The sequence below is a fragment of the Roseinatronobacter sp. NSM genome (assembly GCF_052379845.1).
Taxonomy (GTDB): domain Bacteria; phylum Pseudomonadota; class Alphaproteobacteria; order Rhodobacterales; family Rhodobacteraceae; genus Roseinatronobacter.
In genome coordinates this window covers 37,888-52,663 of the sequence record NZ_JBQTCF010000010.1, presented here as the reverse complement: position 1 = coordinate 52,663, position 14,776 = coordinate 37,888, and the positions used below count along the sequence as shown (strand labels likewise).

Annotated in this window: 18 protein-coding genes; 9 read left to right on the top strand and 9 right to left on the bottom strand. The window is 61.7% G+C overall.

Annotation, left to right across the window (positions count from 1 at the left end):
- Positions 1–39 precede the first annotated feature (39 nt).
- A complete protein-coding gene (locus ACTZWY_RS07360) occupies positions 40–1,113 on the bottom strand; it encodes a porin (RefSeq protein WP_444790049.1) in 1,074 nt (357 codons plus the stop codon).
- 459 nt (positions 1,114–1,572) lie between these two features.
- Between ACTZWY_RS07360 and ccmI the strand changes: the two genes are divergently transcribed.
- The 3 genes from ccmI to ACTZWY_RS07345 all read left to right on the top strand — a co-directional run bounded on the left by ccmI (position 1,573) and on the right by ACTZWY_RS07345 (position 3,627).
- The gene (gene ccmI / locus ACTZWY_RS07355) at positions 1,573–2,832 is read left to right on the top strand and encodes a c-type cytochrome biogenesis protein CcmI (protein ID WP_444790048.1); all 1,260 of its coding nucleotides are present in this window, start codon (positions 1,573–1,575) and stop codon (positions 2,830–2,832) included.
- Positions 2,832–3,311: a Holliday junction resolvase RuvX gene (gene ruvX / locus ACTZWY_RS07350; RefSeq protein ID WP_444790047.1), complete on the top strand. Its 480-nt coding sequence runs from the start codon at positions 2,832–2,834 to the stop codon at positions 3,309–3,311. The genes ccmI and ruvX overlap by 1 nt, the downstream gene beginning before the upstream one ends.
- An 82-nt stretch (positions 3,312–3,393) precedes the next feature.
- Positions 3,394–3,627 carry a DUF1289 domain-containing protein gene (locus tag ACTZWY_RS07345; RefSeq protein ID WP_444790046.1) on the top strand — a complete coding sequence of 78 codons (234 nt, stop codon included), beginning with the start codon at positions 3,394–3,396 and terminating at the stop codon, positions 3,625–3,627.
- Positions 3,628–3,737: 110 nt separating this feature from the next.
- On the opposite strand, the gene ACTZWY_RS07340 is transcribed toward ACTZWY_RS07345, so the two are convergent.
- A complete protein-coding gene (locus ACTZWY_RS07340) occupies positions 3,738–4,028 on the bottom strand; it encodes an HU family DNA-binding protein (protein WP_444790045.1) in 291 nt (96 codons plus the stop codon).
- 147 nt (positions 4,029–4,175) lie between these two features.
- A complete protein-coding gene (locus ACTZWY_RS07335) occupies positions 4,176–5,651 on the bottom strand; it encodes an AMP nucleosidase (RefSeq protein ID WP_444790044.1) in 1,476 nt (491 codons plus the stop codon).
- Between the two features lie 138 nt (positions 5,652–5,789).
- Between ACTZWY_RS07335 and ACTZWY_RS07330 the strand changes: the two genes are divergently transcribed.
- The 6 genes from ACTZWY_RS07330 to ACTZWY_RS07305 all read left to right on the top strand — a co-directional run bounded on the left by ACTZWY_RS07330 (position 5,790) and on the right by ACTZWY_RS07305 (position 10,933).
- Positions 5,790–6,725, top strand: coding sequence for a histone deacetylase family protein (locus tag ACTZWY_RS07330; RefSeq protein WP_444790043.1), 936 nt, complete (start codon positions 5,790–5,792; stop codon positions 6,723–6,725).
- Positions 6,722–6,961, top strand: coding sequence for an exodeoxyribonuclease VII small subunit (locus ACTZWY_RS07325; protein WP_444790042.1), 240 nt, complete (start codon positions 6,722–6,724; stop codon positions 6,959–6,961). Before ACTZWY_RS07330 ends, ACTZWY_RS07325 begins: the two co-directional genes overlap by 4 nt.
- Positions 6,958–7,833: a polyprenyl synthetase family protein gene (locus ACTZWY_RS07320; protein ID WP_444790041.1), complete on the top strand. Its 876-nt coding sequence runs from the start codon at positions 6,958–6,960 to the stop codon at positions 7,831–7,833. Before ACTZWY_RS07325 ends, ACTZWY_RS07320 begins: the two co-directional genes overlap by 4 nt.
- An 18-nt stretch (positions 7,834–7,851) precedes the next feature.
- Entirely contained in the window at positions 7,852–9,795 is a 1,944-nt protein-coding gene (dxs, locus tag ACTZWY_RS07315; RefSeq protein ID WP_444790040.1) for a 1-deoxy-D-xylulose-5-phosphate synthase, read from the top strand.
- Positions 9,796–9,885: 90 nt separating this feature from the next.
- Positions 9,886–10,317: a hypothetical protein gene (locus ACTZWY_RS07310; protein WP_444790039.1), complete on the top strand. Its 432-nt coding sequence runs from the start codon at positions 9,886–9,888 to the stop codon at positions 10,315–10,317.
- Positions 10,318–10,462: 145 nt separating this feature from the next.
- Positions 10,463–10,933, top strand: a complete 471-nt coding sequence (locus ACTZWY_RS07305) for a Dps family protein (RefSeq protein ID WP_444790038.1) — start codon at positions 10,463–10,465, stop codon at positions 10,931–10,933.
- A 6-nt stretch (positions 10,934–10,939) separates the two neighbouring features.
- On the opposite strand, the gene ACTZWY_RS07300 is transcribed toward ACTZWY_RS07305, so the two are convergent.
- The 6 genes from ACTZWY_RS07300 to ACTZWY_RS07275 all read right to left on the bottom strand — a co-directional run bounded on the left by ACTZWY_RS07300 (position 10,940) and on the right by ACTZWY_RS07275 (position 14,771).
- The gene (locus ACTZWY_RS07300) at positions 10,940–11,179 is read right to left on the bottom strand and encodes a DUF1289 domain-containing protein (protein WP_444790037.1); all 240 of its coding nucleotides are present in this window, start codon (positions 11,177–11,179) and stop codon (positions 10,940–10,942) included.
- A gap of 46 nt (positions 11,180–11,225) precedes the next feature.
- Positions 11,226–11,423 carry a hemin uptake protein HemP gene (gene hemP / locus ACTZWY_RS07295; protein WP_444790036.1) on the bottom strand — a complete coding sequence of 66 codons (198 nt, stop codon included), beginning with the start codon at positions 11,421–11,423 and terminating at the stop codon, positions 11,226–11,228.
- Positions 11,420–11,614, bottom strand: a complete 195-nt coding sequence (locus ACTZWY_RS07290; protein WP_444790035.1) for a hypothetical protein — start codon at positions 11,612–11,614, stop codon at positions 11,420–11,422. Before ACTZWY_RS07290 ends, hemP begins: the two co-directional genes overlap by 4 nt.
- A 106-nt stretch (positions 11,615–11,720) precedes the next feature.
- Positions 11,721–12,869, bottom strand: a complete 1,149-nt coding sequence (locus ACTZWY_RS07285) for a metal ABC transporter permease (protein ID WP_444790034.1) — start codon at positions 12,867–12,869, stop codon at positions 11,721–11,723.
- Complete coding sequence (locus ACTZWY_RS07280) at positions 12,862–14,007, bottom strand: metal ABC transporter permease (RefSeq protein ID WP_444790033.1); 1,146 nt, start codon at positions 14,005–14,007, stop codon at positions 12,862–12,864. Before ACTZWY_RS07280 ends, ACTZWY_RS07285 begins: the two co-directional genes overlap by 8 nt.
- Positions 14,004–14,771, bottom strand: a complete 768-nt coding sequence (locus ACTZWY_RS07275; protein WP_444790032.1) for a metal ABC transporter ATP-binding protein — start codon at positions 14,769–14,771, stop codon at positions 14,004–14,006. The genes ACTZWY_RS07280 and ACTZWY_RS07275 overlap by 4 nt, the downstream gene beginning before the upstream one ends.
- Between the last annotated feature and the right edge of the window lie 5 nt (positions 14,772–14,776).

Genomic DNA, 14,776 nt, shown 5'->3' with positions numbered 1-14,776 from the left:
AAATGCCCGCTCTTTCCCGTAAGCTGTGATCGATTAAGATCAGAAGCTGAAGTTCAGACCCATGTCTGCGCGTGTGCGGTTGTCAGTACCGGTGGTGGTGTTCGAACCACGACGGCTGATGCCGCCAACCAGCGATGCGCCGCCGCCCAGATCGTAGCTTGCGCCAATACCGTAGTTGGTGGTTTCGAAGTTACGGTTGATGAACGCGGTGACGGTGGTTGCGTCGAAGTCACCCGAAACCGACAGACCATACTGGTTGCGACGCAGACCAGCTGTGTTTGCCAGTGTGGTGCCCAGATCGCCACCAACGCGGCCAGCGATTGCTTTGACCTTGAAGTTGTCCATCGCGTATTCAGCACCGATGATGATGTGGTTTGCATCAGCTTTGGCGTTGTTTGCAGGTGTGACGGTGTCTTTGAATTCAGCCTTCGCCATTTCATAACCAGCCGAAATGGTGAACCCGTCGATGGTGTATTTCACACCAATTGCAGCCAGTTCGTCGGTGATGCGCTGACCTGCGCCCAATGTGCCTGGGAACAGTGCAGTGCCAGGACGAACGGCTGTTTCATCCAGACGACGCTGTTGACCCAGCGACGCATAGAAGGTGAAGGAATCAACGTTGTATTGATACAGAACTGCGGTGCGACGGTTGATACCTGTGCCAGCGCCAACGGACTGGCGACGGTCCAGATAGGCCATCTCGTTCAGGTCGCCGATGCCGGTCAGACCAACGCCATACAGGTCACCAACAGCAGCGCGTGCAGCACCTGCAGTGTCACCGAATGTCAGACGGCCAAAAGCGCCATCGATGAACACGGTACCACCGGTCATGGACTCGTTACCAGCGTTGCCTGCAGCGAATTGGTCGCCGCGGATGCTTGCACCGAATGCCAGACCGGAATCGGTTTCGCCGGACATGGAGAAGGTCACGCGGATACGGCTGGTGAACTGCAGTTTCGCCGTGTTCTGGTTTGCGGTACCAGCTGCGTTGCGCGCTTCGATGCCATTGTCATATGCAATACCCATGCGGGCAGCACCGGACATGTTGACTTGTGCAGCGGCTGCGCCTGCTGTCATGACCAGAGCGGTCGAAGCAAGAAGAAGCTTTTTCATTTGTTTTTCCCTCGTTGTCTAAGGAGTTCCTCGCCTTACCACTCAGGCAAGGTCTGAGCCTGTTTCTGACTTTTGCCCCTGCAATTCAAGCCAAAGCGCATGCCCCCCCCGCCATGCCCCGAAAAATGGTGCAGTTTTGCCACGCCTTGGGGGGTGCGGCGGGAATTCGCCGAAGGGCGGGCAGGGCGTGCGGGGGCGGTAACCTTGTTTTAATACACTATAAACTGTCCCGCCGTGGCCCTTTGTGCGCGGTGGTTGCAAGCGGGCGCAGGGCGGGGGGGGGCAGCGACGCTGCGCCTGTTGTGGCGGGCACCCCGAATCGTGCAGGGGCCGGAATTTGCGACCAAGTGCCGCGATTCCGGGCTTTGGGGGCCTATGGGGCGGGTTTGGCCCTTTTTCCGCAGCGGTGTTGTGGTTATGACGGGGCAGCGCGCATGTGCAGTTACCAAAGGGGGCCTTATGGCAAGCATCGGCCAGATCGCGGGATTCGTCGTCATAGTGGTTATGGTGGGGGCGGTGTTGTTGCGCGCGGTGTCGCGGGCGCGCATGGGGGATGCGGCAGATGGCACAGAACGCGCGATGCGGGTCTACCGCGACCAGTTGCGCGAAGTGGACCGCGACCTGACGCGCGGCACATTGGCCCCGACCGAGGCCGAGCGCCTGCGGCTGGAAATCCAGCGCCGCGTTCTGGACCTGGACAAGGGCGGGCGCAGCGTGGGTGTTGCGTCATCGAGGGCGGCGCGCTGGGTCATGGTGGGTGTGATTGCTGCGCTATTGGGGGGCGCGGGGGCGTTGTATCTGCATTTGGGCGCGGTGGATTACCCCGACCAGCCCTTGGCGCAGCGCCACGCGGATGCGGCCAATGCCCGTGCCACACGCCCCGCACAGGCGCAGTTGGAAGCGGAGTTCGCGCAGCTGCAGCCCGACGCGCCGGAATTTGACGACCGCGCCGAGCTGGAACCCATGGTCGCGCAATTGCGCGCCGCACTGGCCAGCCGCCCTGATGATTTGCGCGGGCATATCCTGCTGGCGCAAAACGAATCGCGTCTGGGCAATTTTTCGGCGGCGGCAGTGGCCCAGTCGCGGGTGGTCGCGTTGCGCGGCGACGAGGCCGAGGTGCAGGACCATGCGTTTTTGCTGGACCTGATGGTGCTGGCGGCGGGCGGCATGGTGTCCCCCGAGGCAGAGGGCGTGATTGAACAGATTTTGCGGCGCGACCCGACCAATGGTGTGGCGCTGTATTATACAGGCCGGATGTATATGCAGACGGGCCGCCCCGACCTGACCTTCCGGGTGTGGCGCAGGCTGCATGACCAAAGCGCAGGCGATGCGCCCTGGATGCCGGAAATTCGCGCCGCCCTGCCGGAACTGGCGCAGATATCGGGCGAGCCACGCTATCAACTGCCGCCGCGCCCCGCACCCGCATCAGCAAGCGGCCCAAGTGCTGCCGATATTGACGCCGCCATGGAGATGAGCGGCGAGGACCGCGCCGCGATGATCGAAGACATGGTCGCATCCCTGTCGGCGCGGCTGGCCAATGACGGGGGCACCGCAGAAGACTGGGCGCAACTGGTGCGCGCGCTGGCGGTGCTGGACCGGCGCGAGCAGGCGACCGCCATCTTGCAAGAAGCGCGCACTGTGTTTGCCGCCCGGGCCGAAGATCTGGCGCTGATCAACCGGGTTGCGGCAGATATTGGCCTGTCGACAGGGGCGCCGTAATGGCCGTGTTCAGCGATTTTGATGCCTTCGTGGCCGCATTGCCCGCGCGTCAGGCCGTGGCGGGGCTGGATCTGGGGGAAAAAACCATCGGGGTTGCGGTGTCCGACCGCATGCTGTCGGTGGCAAGCCCGCTGCAGACCATCCGGCGGCGCAAATTCGGGCTGGACGCGCAAGCGCTGCTGGACATTGCGGCGGGGCGCGACTTGGGCGGTCTGGTGCTGGGACTGCCGCGCAATATGGACGGGTCCGAGGGGCCGCGCTGCCAGTCCACCCGCGCGTTTGCCCGCAACCTGTCGGCCCTGACGGACCTGCCCATCGGGTTCTGGGATGAACGGCTGTCCACAGTTGCGGCAGAACGCGCGCTGCTGGAAGCCGACACATCGCGCCGTCGCCGCGCCGAGGTGATTGACCATGTGGCGGCTGGCGTCATCTTGCAAGGGGCGCTGGACCGGCTGGCCGTGCTGCGGCGGGCCATATGACACACAGGCATGCGCGCACTGGTCCGCGCCTGTCGCGCGATTATCTTGCGCCAGATAGTGGTTCCCCCAAAGGCACATTCACATGAACGACACTGTCTGGACGCGCAACGAGATTGAAAGCCCCTGCATCAACATATGCGTCATTCATCCTGAAGCGCGTTTGTGCACTGGATGTTTGCGGTCCATTGATGAAATTACAATGTGGTCCCGGATGGAACCGCAGGCGCGTCAGGCCATTATGACGGACCTGCCGTCGCGCAAGGCGCTGATAGCCAAGCGGCGCGGCGGGCGCGCTGGTCGTTTGAACCGAAGCTGAATCGGGGGGGCGGGTTTGCACGCTGCCCTGTCAGGGGCGGTGCTGGTCATATGTCGCCTATCCGGGCCGGGGTGCCCGCCCGGATAGGGGCAATCTTCAAGCGCCGGGCGTCAGCCGTTGACAGCGTCTTTCAGGGCTTTTGCCACTGTGACCTTCACGGCCTTGTCGGCGGGTTTGGTCATGGTTTCGCCAGTTGCCGGGTTGCGGACCTGACGTTCAGGGCGCGCACGGCACATGATTTTGCCAATCCCTGGCAGCGTAACTGCACCACCTGCCGCGACCTCCCGCAGGACAACTGCAGATACAGCATCAATGGCTGCCGATGCAGTTTTCTTGTCGGCGCCCATTTCTTCTGCAAGTGCGGCGACGAGCTGGGTTTTGGTCATCGGTTTGGTTGTCATCTTACTCTCCTGATATTGAGTGCGTGGCGCGGATGGTCCGAACGCTTGGTATTTTCGCTGCGCATCTAGCCCGAGATTGCGCCTGCTGACAATCACCAAAGGGCAATAAAAAACGGCCTTTCATGCGGAATGGCCTAAATTCGCCGGTCAGAGAAAGGCCGTTTCGTTGAAACTGCGCAATTTGCGGCTGTGAATTCGTTCCAGTGGCATGTCGCGCAACGACTCCATGGCGCGGATGCCAATGCGCAAATGTCGCGCCACCTGCGTCTTGTAGAAGTCCGACGCCATGCCCGGCAGCTTCAGTTCCCCATGCAATGGTTTGTCTGATACACATAGCAAGGTTCCGTATGGCACCCGAAAGCGAAAGCCATTGGCGGCGATGGTCGCGCTTTCCATGTCCAGTCCGATTGCGCGCGATTGTGACAGGCGCTGGACCGGGCCGGACTGGTCGCGCAATTCCCAGTTGCGGTTGTCGATTGTGGCCACTGTGCCGGTGCGCATGATCTGCTTCAGCGCATAGCCGTCCAGTTGCGTAATCTCTGCCACAGCGTCTTGCAGCGCGATCTGGATTTCGGCCAGCGCGGGAATGGGCACCCAGACGGGCAAATCGGCGTCAAGCACGTTGTCTTCGCGCAAATAGGCATGTGCCAGCACAAAATCCCCCAGCGCCTGCGAATTGCGCAGGCCCGCGCAATGGCCCACCATAAGCCATGCATGCGGGCGCAAAACGGCAATATGGTCGGTCGCGGTTTTCGCATTCGACGGGCCAACCCCGATATTGACCAGCGTGATGCCCGCGCCATGCTTGCGTTTCAGGTGGTAGGTGGGCATTTGCGGCAGCCGCGCCAAAGCGGGTATGTCGCTGTCAGGGTCGGTCAGTTCCACATTGCCGGGCGCAATGAAGGCAGTGTAGCCGCTGTCGGGGTCGCGCAATTGCGCGCGGGCAAAGGCTTCGAATTCATCGACATAGAATTGGTAGTTGGTAAACAGGATATGGTTCTGGAAATGTTCGGGCGCCGTGGCCGTGTAATGCGCAAGGCGCGCCAGTGAATAATCCACGCGCTGGGCGGTAAACAAGGCCAGCGGGTGTGACCCGTCGGCATTGGCAACGCGGTCGCCATTCACAATGTCATCATTGGTGGTCGACAGGTCCGGCACGTCAAACATATCGCGCAATGAAAGTGTCATTTCGCCGTTTTCCGGCAGCACCACATCCCCGCGCCCTGCCATGGCGAAATGCAGCGGAATGGGGGTGTCTGACGGGCCAATACTGACGGGCACATTGTGGTTGCGCATCAGCAAGCCGATTTGCTGTTTCAGGTAATGGCGGAACAGGTCGGGGCGGGTCACTGTTGTGGAATAGGTGCCGGGTTCGGCGACATGGCCAAAACTCAGGCGGGAATCGATGCGGTCAAAGCGCGTGGTCACCAGCCGGATTTCAGGGTAGAAGGCGCGATATCTGCGGTCACTGCCTTGGCCGCGGGCCGTTTGGTTGAACCCTTGCACCAGAAAATCAAGCGCTTCGCCATAAAGTGCCTCAAGGCAGGCCACGGCCTGTTCGGGGTCGGTGAAGCTGCGGTGTGCATGCTGCGGGGGCGTCAGGATGCCGGGGGTGTCTGTCATTGCCTGCGATCTGCCTTCCTGTAGTTAGCCCGTGGGCGCGGTTTCCCCCAAGGTGCCACTGACACGCAGGCGGGACAAGCGCTGTTGCAGTGCAAAATCACTCTTTCCCCTTGGCGGGCAATCGTCTAGCTTTCGCCCATGACGACAGCATATATCACCCATCCTGATGCGCAACTGCACCAGACACCCGCCGGTCACCCTGAACAGGTGGCGCGCATGGCCGCGATTGAAGCCGCACTTGCCGGCGCAGACTTTGCGGCGCTTGTGCGCCATGACGCGCCGCTGGCCAGCGATGCGCAGGTGCTGCGCTGCCACCCCGAAGCCTATCTGGACCGTATCCGCCGCGCCATTCCTGCGGCGGGCATATACCAGCTGGACGCTGACACGCATGTGTCGAACGGGTCGCTGAACGCGGCATTGCGCGCAGCGGGCGGGGCCTGTGCGGGCGTGGACATGGTGCTGCGCGGCGATGTGCGCAATGCGTTTGTGGGTATGCGCCCACCTGGCCACCACGCAGAAACCGCCACGCCAATGGGGTTTTGCCTGTTCGGCACTGTTGCCATAGCCGCGCGTCATGCGATGGAACAGCACGGCCTGTCGCGTGTCGCGGTCGTGGATTTCGATGTGCATCACGGCAATGGCACACAAGACCTGTTATGGGACGACTCCCGCGCGCTGTTCATTTCCAGCCACCAGATGCCGCTTTGGCCCGGCACTGGGGCCTCGGATGAACGCGGTGCGCATGGCAACGTCATCAATGTGCCGCTGGCGCCGGGCACGGATGGCGCGACCTTCCGGCGGGTTTACGAAGATATCGTGCTGCCGCAGCTTGACCGTTTCGCGCCCGAACTTGTGCTGATCTCGGCGGGGTTTGATGCCCATCGGGATGACCCGCTGGCGCAACTTGCGTTGCAGGAACAGGATTTTGCGTGGGTCACCGGGGCGCTGTGTGACATTGCCGCGCGCCATTGCGATGGGCGGGTGGTGTCGGTGCTGGAGGGGGGGTATGATCTGCCCGCGCTGTCCGCGTCAGTCGCGGCGCATGTGGCAGTCTTGATGGAGCAGCAGGCATGACCGATAAACCCGTTTCCGAAATGAGCTTTGAAGAAGCCCTGCGCGCGCTGGAAGATATTGTCACGCGGCTGGAACGCGGTGACGTGCCGCTGGAGCAGTCAATCACCCTGTATGAAACTGGCGCCAAGCTGAAGAAGCAATGCGAAGAACGCCTGAACGCCGCGCAAATGCGTGTTGAGGCGATCCGCTTGTCCGAAAACGGCACCCCTGAGGGGACGGAGTCCTTTTCCGCATGACAGGCTTTGCCGTCCGGTTGGCCGATGCTGCCAGCATGACCGAGGCACGCTTGCAGGCCGAAATAGCCGCCCAACCTGCCAGCACAATCCGCGACGCCATGGCCTATGCCGCGCAGGGTGGAAAGAAGCTGCGCGCGTTTCTGGTGCTGGAAAGCGCGGCCTTGCACGGGGTGGGGGCGGATATGGCCGTTCAGGCCGCCGCCGCAATCGAGGCAGTGCATGCCTATTCGCTGGTGCATGATGATTTGCCCGCAATGGATGATGACAGCCTGCGCCGGGGCCAGCCCACAGTGCATGTGAAATGGGACGACGCCACGGCCATTCTGGTGGGCGATGCGTTGCAGGCATTGGCGTTTGGGTTGCTGGCCCGCGATGACGCGGCACCGACGCCGAAAGCGCGGCTGGATTTGCTGGCCACTCTCGCCCATGCGGCGGGCGCATCGGGTATGGTTCTGGGGCAGGCACTGGACATTGCCGCCGAAACCGCTGCCACGCCCCTGACGCTGAACCAGATCACGCAGTTGCAGGCCGGCAAGACGGGGGCCTTGATCACATGGTCCGCCTGCGCAGGTGCGCGCATGGCGCGGGCCGATACAGGTCCGCTTGCTGCCTATGCGGGGGCGTTGGGTCTGGCCTTCCAGATTGCCGATGACATTCTGGATGTCGAGGGCGACCCCGCCCTTGCAGGAAAGCGCCTGCAAAAGGACGAAGCGGCGGGCAAGGCCACTTTTGTGTCCCTGCTGGGGCTGGGCGGGGCAAGGGCGCGCGCGCGCGATCTTGTCGCGCAGGCGCAAGCGGCCCTTGACCCCTATGGCGCACAGGCTGATATGTTGCGACAGGCCGCGCAATTCGCTATCGCTCGGCAAACCTGAAGGCCGCGCCTTGGGGAAATGCGCCGCGCAGGAAAAGGAACCGCCATGCCGCTGACACCGCTTCTGGATAAAGTGACCTCTCCCGCTGACCTGAAGGGCATGAGCGACCGTGACCTGCGCCAGCTTGCTGATGAGCTGCGCGCAGAAACCATTGCAGTCGTGTCTGAAACCGGCGGGCACTTGGGCGCGGGGCTTGGCGTTGTGGAATTGACCGTGGCCCTGCACGCAGTGTTCGACACCCCCCGCGACCGCCTGATCTGGGATGTGTCGCATCAATGCTACCCGCATAAAATTCTGACCGGGCGGCGCGACCGCATGCGCAGCCTGCGCCAGAAAGACGGGCTGTCGGGCTTCACCAAACGCTCCGAATCGCCCTATGACCCGTTCGGGGCCGCGCATAGTTCAACCAGCATTTCAGCAGCACTTGGCTTTACCATGGCGCGCGAACTGGGCGGCGCGCCTGATCCCGCGCTGGGCGATGCGATTGCCGTTATCGGGGATGGGTCCATCAGTGCGGGCATGGCGTTTGAAGCGCTGAACAACGCAGGCCATCTGGGGCGGCGCATGTTTGTCATCCTGAACGACAATGAAATGTCGATTGCCCCCCCCACTGGCGCGATGTCCAGCTACCTGTCGCGGCTGTATGCTGAAAAGCCGGTGCAGGACATCAAGCACGCGATGAAAAACGCCTTCAGCCTGCTGCCGGGGCCGTTTCAGGAAGGGGCGCGGCGCGCCAAGGATCTGCTGAAACACATGACTGTTGGCGGCACCCTGTTCGAGGAGTTGGGCTTCAACTACCTTGGCCCGATTGATGGCCATGATCTGGATCAGTTGCTGTGGGTGCTGCGCACATTGCGCGAGCGTGCGGATGAACCGATGCTGATTCATGTTCTGACCAAGAAGGGCAAGGGCTATGCCCCTGCCGAAGCGGCCGCTGATCGTGGACATGCGCGTGCCAAGTTCGATGTGGTAACCGGCAAGCAGCACAAGCCCGCGTCAAATGCGCCAAGCTACACCAAGGTGTTTGCCGAAGCCCTGATTGCCGAAGCCCGCCGCGATGACCGGATTGTTGCAATTACTGCCGCAATGCCTGACGGCACCGGGCTGGACCTGTTTGCGCAGCGCTTCCCGAACCGCATGTTCGATGTGGCCATTGCCGAACAGCATGGCGTAACCTTTTGCGCGGGGCTGGCGGCAGGGGGCATGAAACCGTTTTGCGCGATGTATTCCACATTCCTGCAGCGCGGTTATGATCAGGTGGTCCATGATGTGGCCATCCAGCGCCTGCCGGTGCGGTTTGCCATTGACCGCGCGGGGCTGGTGGGCGCCGACGGCGCGACCCATGCAGGCAGTTTTGACGTGGCGTTTCTGGCCAACCTGCCCGGCATGGTGGTCATGGCCGCCGCGGATGAGGCCGAACTGGTGCATATGGTCGCCACTGCCGCCGCCCATGATGACGGGCCAATCGCGTTCCGTTTTCCGCGCGGCGAAGGAACCGGCGTGGAGATGCCCGAACGCGGACAGGTGCTGGAAATCGGCAAGGGCCGGATCATCCGCGAGGGGGCGCGCGTAGCGATCCTGTCCTTTGGCACCCGCTTGTCGGAAGTTTTGCTGGCCTGCGAAGCGCTGGCCGCGAAGGGGGTGACCCCTACTGTTGCAGATGCGCGTTTCGCCAAACCGCTGGACCGCGACCTGATTTTGCGCCTTGCGGCAGACCATGAAGCGCTGATCACCATCGAAGAAGGGGCCATTGGCGGTTTTGGCAGCCATGTCGCGCAATTGCTGGCCGAAGAAGGCGTGTTCGATACAGGCTTGAAATATCGTTCCATGGTGTTGCCCGACATCTTCATTGATCAGGCCAATCCCCATGACATGTATGCGGCAGCCGCCATGAATGCGCCCGATATTGAAGCGCGGGTTCTGTCGGTTCTGGGTGTGGCGCAGCTTGGCCGCCGCGCCTGAAGGTGCTGTTTTCTGAATGGGTGATGCGCGACCCCTCTGGTCAGGCGGGGCATTCCATACTATATCAGTCGGGAATGAAGGGGGGCATTGATGGGTTTGCAAAAGCACATACCGGCACAGCCTGCACCAGACCATGGCGTGCAGCACGAAAAACACCATGCGGCATTGACGCTGCTGCGCGTGTTGATGCGCCAATGCCGTGCGAAAGCGCGCCTTGAACCCTTTGAAGCCTGCGCGCTGTTGCAAAACGCCCCGCATGAAGGCGCGCAACCCTATGCAGACGCCTTGTTGCGGGTTCTGGTGCAGGGCCTGTCGCATGGGCCGGTTATCCACCGCGTTGGCGCACCGGAACGGTCCTTCGATGAAAGCTGGCTTCTGGCGCTGATGGATGCCATTTCCCGTGATGACCGCGCCAGCACGGCGTTTTTGCTGCGTGCACGGCTGCCTTTGCACCTGCGCCGTCATGTCGGGTGGCTGGCCGCCCAGATGATGCAGCGCTTGGCCGGGCCCAAACCCGATTAAACCTCTAAGTCTTAGAATCTTTCTAAAAAGTCTTGAAACCTGCCAATGCCTCGCTTATCTTCAGATCAAGCGGGTAGCCAGCAGGGTCGCAAGCCAGTCCCGTGTTGCATAATCCATGATTTGTAAAATGACAGGAGGGTTCCTTATGACCCAGACAGCACAGCAATTGACCCCAACTGCACAAGAAGCCATTTGCGAGGCATTGAACCAATGCGTGGCCGAAACCGCCGTAACAACCATGCTTGCGCAGAATTTCCACTGGAATGTGACCGGCATGGCCTTTGGTCCGCTGCATGACATGTTCCAGAAAATCTATGAGGACCATTTCACCGCGCAGGATGATCTGGCCGAACGCGTAAAAGCCCTTGGTGGCCATGCCGAAGGGCAGCTTGCCATCATGCTGAAGCGGTCCAAAGTGGCCGAACATGACGGCCATGCGCCAGCCGAGGCGATGATCGACACAATGGCCAAGGCACAGGACACACTGGCCGCCACCCTTGCAGGGGCCGCTGCGATTGCCGAAGAACATGGTGACCTGATAACGCAGGATCTGGCCATCGGGCGCGGGCAGGTGCATGAAAAATTCGCATGGCTTCTGCGCGCCCATCTGGGCTGAAGGCTGCTATAGCGGGGGTTTGACGCCCTTCTTCGCGCAGCGTTTGCGGTAGGCGTCGGGCCAATGGCGGTATTTGCCAAGATCGTTTTGTTGATGCATCAGAAGGTCCACAAAGGCCATCTGGTGCGTTTCCTTTTTCAGCTTCTTGAACATGGATTTCTGTGTCTTGGTCATCGAACACCCGATGCAATGACCTTCGCGTTTGAATTTGCATACGCCAATACACGGGGATGGAATCTTGCTCATGTTCGGGGTCCTGACTGGTGCCCTGTATAGGGGCAACTGGCTGGGGTTACTTGGTTAGAATAAGCTTTCGGGTGCGCGTGATACGCAGGGTATAGATTTGTCCATCAAGGGCGATATGCGCTGTGGTGCCCCCATTTGTCAGGGCGGCGGCATCATGGCATGGCAGGTCTGTATCGGTTGCGCTAGTGCCCGCATCCGGGGCGCGGCAAATATGCAGGGCGTCGGGCATGGTCCTGTCTGTCATTGGGTTTGCGTGCAAGCTGCGCTTTGGAACAGCAGCCAGTCCGTCAGCGGGGCATGTTCGGCCAGACAGGTGCAGGGTGCGTCACAAAACAGGTTCAGCACATCATCGCGGCACCGCGCAGCGCAACTGGCGCGATTGCCTGCAATCTGCTGCAGCGTGTCCTTGGACATCTGTGATGCGGCAATGGTCATATCTAGCGCCCGAAACAGGTCGGCAGGGTGTGCCGAAATTTGCTTTATACCGGGCTGACCTGCTGGCTGGCTTGGCGTCACATAAAGACTTATCAAAAAGGTCGGATTAGTCAAGCCTCAACTGTGGCCGGTCATGGCGCGCGAATATACTTTCTGCCACGGCCTGCCCTTTGGGGCGCAACGCCAGCAACCCGTCACGCCGTTCAATCAGGTCGCGGTCCAGCGCGCGCAGAATTGCAGCGCGGGCGCGGCTTTCGGGCCAGCGCAAATTCTCGGTCAAGGCCCGGCGGGTGTTTTCTTCGGGCATGTCGGGGCTGTTCTGGTGGGTGTACAGATGGGCCACCAGCGTGCGGCAATCATGGTCCAGCCGTTCTGACGACCGGTGCAGCGCCTGTGACACCACCCCACGGCCCGGCGCCAGCAGCAACGCCAGCACAAACCAAAGCCCGGTCATCGCGGCCATCATGCCCCCGATGGACACATTCCACGCCACGGCCAGACCATACCCTGACACGCATGACAGCACTGAAAACGCGACTGCCAGCACGACCATAAGCCATAACCGACGCGTCAGCAGATAGGCAGTAGCCGGGGGCACAATCACAAAGGCGATGAACAACACCGCGCCCACCGCATCAAACGCGGCCACAGCGGTAACACTGGTCAGGGTCAGAATCGCATAATGCAGCACCCCCGGAAACAGCCCCAGCGCGGCGGCCAGTCCGGCATCGAATGTGGTCAGTTTCAGTTCCTTCCAGAACGCCAGCACGAAGGCCAGATTGACCGCAAAAACCGCCCCCAGTGTTGCCACAGCGACGGGAACCTGCAGCCCCCCCACTGACAGTGTGTGCAACCAGACAAAGCCGATTTCCCCCAGAAGCACTGTGTCCACATCAATATGAACATTGCGCGCATTCAGGGAAATCAAGATCACGCCTGTGGCAAACAATGCGGGAAAGATCAGCCCGATGGCGGCATCCATTCTGACCAGCCCCGACCGTGCCAGCGCTTCTGACAGGGCCACAGTCACCAGTCCCGTGACCGCAGCGCCAAGGATTTGCAAAGGGCCGGTCAAATGGCCTGTCAGCAGCCACACAAGGATAATTCCCAAAACAATGGAATGGCTTATGGCGTCGGTCAGCATGGAATTGCCGCGTAGCACAAGGAAACTGCCCAGCAGTGCGCCGGACGCCCCCACCAGAATGCCGGTTGTCAGAATCATGGCGGGGATGGACGCGAAATAGGCGTCAATCATGACAGGTCCCGTCCTTGTCGGCCGCGCGGCCTGACAGGGCGCGCGCTTCTGCATGGCCGGCCCTTGTCAGTTCCCAATGCGGGGTTGTTTCGGGCGGGTGGGTCACTTGCTGGATCAGGCCGCGCCGTTCCAGTGCCTGTATCCGCATGGTGTGGGGCGCAGCCCCCAAAGCGGTGTTCAGCATGCCGCGTTCTGCCTTGTAGGCAGCGTCGCCATGGGCGTGGGCCAACCCTTGCAGGGCGGTCAGTACGCGCCCTTCGCTGATGCGCGCGCGCATGGCGCGTGCGGCCAGCGCCTGCCAGACCAAGCCCCGCCGTGGGGCCGCCAGCATGGAAAACAGCACAAAAGCCGTGGCAATCAGCACGACAACCGGCCCCGTTGCCAGCCCGCGCGCCGATGCACTGATCAGCGCGCCCAATGCGCCCGACAGCGCCCCCAGCGTGGCCGACAGAACCACCATGGGGCCAAGCGCGTTGGTCCATTGCCGTGCCGCTGCGGCAGGGGCAATCAGCAACGCGACCATCAGCACCACGCCCACCAATTGCAGCCCGATGACAATTGCAAAGGCCACCATGACCGTCAGCGCCCCTTCGATCCATGCCACGGGCAGCCCTTGGGCACGGGCAAAATTCGCATCGAAACTGACCAGCTTGAATTCCTTCCACAAGGCCAGCACCAGCGCCAGCGCGGCCAAACCGCCTGCGCCCATGATCCACAGATCGCTGCGCAGGATGGCGGCGGCCTGCCCGAACAGGAAGGTCATCAACCCCGATGATGCCGCCCCGCCTTGCCCCTGAATATAGGTCAGCGCCACAACGCCCACCGCGAAAAAGACGCTTAGCACAATGCCCAACGCCGCATCGGTTTTCAGCGTGGTGCGGCGCACGATCACTTGCAGGGCCAGGGCCGCCAGCGCGCCCGTGAAAAACGCGCCTGCCAGTATGCTGCCCAGATCGCGCCCGCCCGCCACAAGGAACCCAAGGCAGACACCGGGCAGGGCGGCATGGCTTAGTGCATCGCCCAACAGGCTTTGCTGGCGCAACACGGCAAACGCACCCAGCATGCCACTGATGGCCCCCAGAAGCGCTGCGCCCACAAGCACGGTCTGCACGATGCTGCTTGCCAGAAGCGCGCTCATTCCTGTGCCCCTGTCTGTGCAATCATGGCAAGTTGCCGGCCATAGGTGGCGCGCAGGTTTTCGGGGGTATAGGTTTCTGCCACAGGCCCTTGGGCAATGATGCGCACATGCATCATAACCAGCCAGTCAAAATAGCTTTGCACGGTGGTCAGGTCATGATGGACCACGATGATGGTGCGCCCTTGGGCGCGCAGACGGTGCAGCAGGTCGATGATCACGGCCTCGGTTGCGGCGTCGACGCCTGCCATGGGTTCATCAAGGATCAGGATCGGGGCATCCTGCACCAGCGCGCGGGCGATGAACACGCGCTGTTGTTGACCGCCCGAAAGCTGGCTGATCTGGCGGTCGGCGTAATCCTGCATGCCCAATTCGCGCAATGCATCTATGGCGCGGGCGCGGTCGGCGGCCTTGGGGCGGCGGAACCAGCCAATCTTGCGGTATAGCCCCATTTCCACGACATCGCGCGCGGTTGTCGGAAAATCCCAGTCAACGCTGTGGCGTTGAGGGACATAGCCGATTTTGCCGCGCATCTGGTCAACCGGGCGGCCCAGAAACCGCACATGCCCCGCCACAGGCCGCACCAGCCCCAGCGCGGTTTTCAGCAATGTGGATTTGCCCGACCCGTTCGGCCCGACGATGGCTGCCATCACCCCCGGCGGAATATCAAGATCAATATCCCACAGTGCCGGGTTTGCCCCGTAGCTGACAGTCAGATCCTCGACATGCAGGGCAAATTGGGGTTCGTGCAGGCTGTCGTCGCGCATTGCGT